General features: G+C 58.1%; 4 protein-coding genes. 2 read left to right on the top strand and 2 right to left on the bottom strand.

The features are described 5' to 3' along the window. Together rplX and rplN are read right to left on the bottom strand one after the other, a co-directional pair. Positions 1-227: 50S ribosomal protein L24 (rplX, locus tag Q8K05_RS08570; protein WP_305246211.1), on the bottom strand; the 227-nt coding region annotated here is incomplete at its 3' end. Positions 228-239: 12 nt separating this feature from the next. Further along, complete coding sequence (rplN, locus tag Q8K05_RS08565; protein WP_007869247.1) at positions 240-608, bottom strand: 50S ribosomal protein L14; 369 nt, start codon at positions 606-608, stop codon at positions 240-242. Between the two features lie 95 nt (positions 609-703). Here rplN and Q8K05_RS08560 point away from each other — a divergent pair, with 95 nt between their 5' ends. Together Q8K05_RS08560 and Q8K05_RS08555 are read left to right on the top strand one after the other, a co-directional pair. Beyond that, positions 704-973 (top strand): hypothetical protein, encoded by a 270-nt coding sequence (locus Q8K05_RS08560; RefSeq protein WP_305246210.1) that lies wholly within the window; start codon positions 704-706, stop codon positions 971-973. 118 nt (positions 974-1,091) lie between these two features. Continuing rightward, positions 1,092-1,899: FGGY family carbohydrate kinase (locus Q8K05_RS08555; protein WP_305246209.1), on the top strand; the 808-nt coding region annotated here is incomplete at its 3' end.

The following is a 1,899-nucleotide window of genomic DNA, read 5'->3' as shown; positions in this document are numbered from 1 at the left end:
GAAGCAGCATTGAAAATGGCTACGTTGGACTGGTGAATCGGCATGCTTTTTTGAACAATGCCACCTGTAGTGCCTTTGAGCGGATTGGGCTTGGTGTGTTTTTTCACCAGGTTGATCCCATCCACCAGCACATGGCTGTCGTCCACGCGCAGCGAAATTGTGCCGCGCTTACCTTTGTCGCGACCGGTGATCACGATGATCTCGTCGCCTTTGCGAATCTTGTTCATTGCCTTTTGTCCTTACAGAACTTCAGGAGCCAAAGACACGATCTTCATGAACTTTTCAGTGCGCAACTCGCGCGTCACTGGTCCGAAGATGCGGGTGCCGATAGGCTCCAGCTTGGCATTGAGCAGCACTGCTGCATTGCCGTCGAATTTGACGAGCGAGCCATCACCGCGGCGGATACCCTTGGCGGTACGAACGACCACAGCACTGTAAACCTCGCCTTTTTTGACGCGGCCACGTGGAGCGGCTTCTTTGATGCTCACCTTGATGACATCACCAACGCTGGCGTACCGGCGCTTGGATCCGCCCAGCACTTTGATGCACATCACGGATTTAGCACCCGTGTTGTCAGCAACATCGAGTTTGGATTGCGTTTGAATCATTTAAATTTAGTCCCAACTTGCACCAGAGGGCAGCCCGCCTTTCAGCAAACCACCAACCAATCAGTCTTGGGCCCGTCGTCCACACTGCAAACCACTTGCAGTGCTTCCGCTGGGCAGAAGTCTTCGCCTTTTATAGCGAAGCCCTCGATTATCACCAAATACATGTACCCCGTCAACAATCTTTTGTGAAAATTGTTGCATGCCAAGGAAAAGATTCAGCAACATTCTTGAAAATGCCAGTGCCCACCCGTCAAATCCAGAAAAGCAGCGCCATGCAAGTCGCCTCCAAACGGGAAGTCACCCCCGATTCCAGCGACACGGCAACTTGCGGCGCCGAGGCGCATGGTGGGTTTACATTAATTTGAAGGAGCCGAGGACGCATGCCCTCCTTTGGCAAATCCACACAGCGGTACTGGGGAGATTGCCGCACATAGCCCGGGTGTTCGCCAACAGCACGCCACCCCAACCTGGAACCGGAACCCCATGACTTATTTACTCGCCCTTGACCAGGGCACCTCCAGCACCCGAAGCATTGTGTTTGACGAACTGGGCCGCGTCGTTGCCATGGCCCAGCAGGAGTTGCCCCAGATTTACCCCAAGCCCGGCTGGGTGGAACACGATCCCCTGGAAATCTGGCGGGCCCAACTGGCCACGGCCCGGCTGGTGCTGGCCAAAGCCGGCCTGAAGGCGCGCGACATCCGCGCGATGGGCATTACCAACCAGCGCGAAACCACGGTGGTCTGGAACCGTGCGACGGGCCAGCCCATCCACAATGCCATCGTCTGGCAAGACCGGCGGGCCGAAGCCACCTGCGCGCAACTGCGCGAGCGAGGCCTGGAGACGCTGATCCAGTCCAAAACCGGGCTGCTGATCGATGCCTATTTTTCAGGCACAAAACTCAAGTGGCTGCTCGACCATGTGCCGGGCGCCCGCGCCCAGGCCGAGCGCGGCGAGCTTGCCTTTGGCACCATCGACAGCTGGCTGATGTGGCAACTCACGGCTGGTGCGCTGCATGCCACCGACGTCACCAACGCGTCGCGGACCCTGCTGTTCAACGTGCATGCCAACCAGTGGGATGCCGAGCTGCTGGCGCTGCTCGGCATTCCCCCGTCGCTGATGGCCCAGGTGATGCCTTCCAGCGCGCATTTTGGCGAGGTCAGACCCGAACTGCTGGGCCACGCGATCACGATTGGCGGCGTTGCCGGGGACCAGCAAAGTGCCTCATTTGGCCAGGCCTGCTTCAAGGCAGGCATGGCCAAAAACACCTACGGCACCGGCTGCTTCATGCTGA

Source organism: Polaromonas sp., assembly GCF_030682935.1.
In the GTDB taxonomy this organism is placed as follows: domain Bacteria; phylum Pseudomonadota; class Gammaproteobacteria; order Burkholderiales; family Burkholderiaceae_C; genus Polaromonas.
This window is presented reverse-complemented; position numbering and strand designations above follow the sequence as displayed.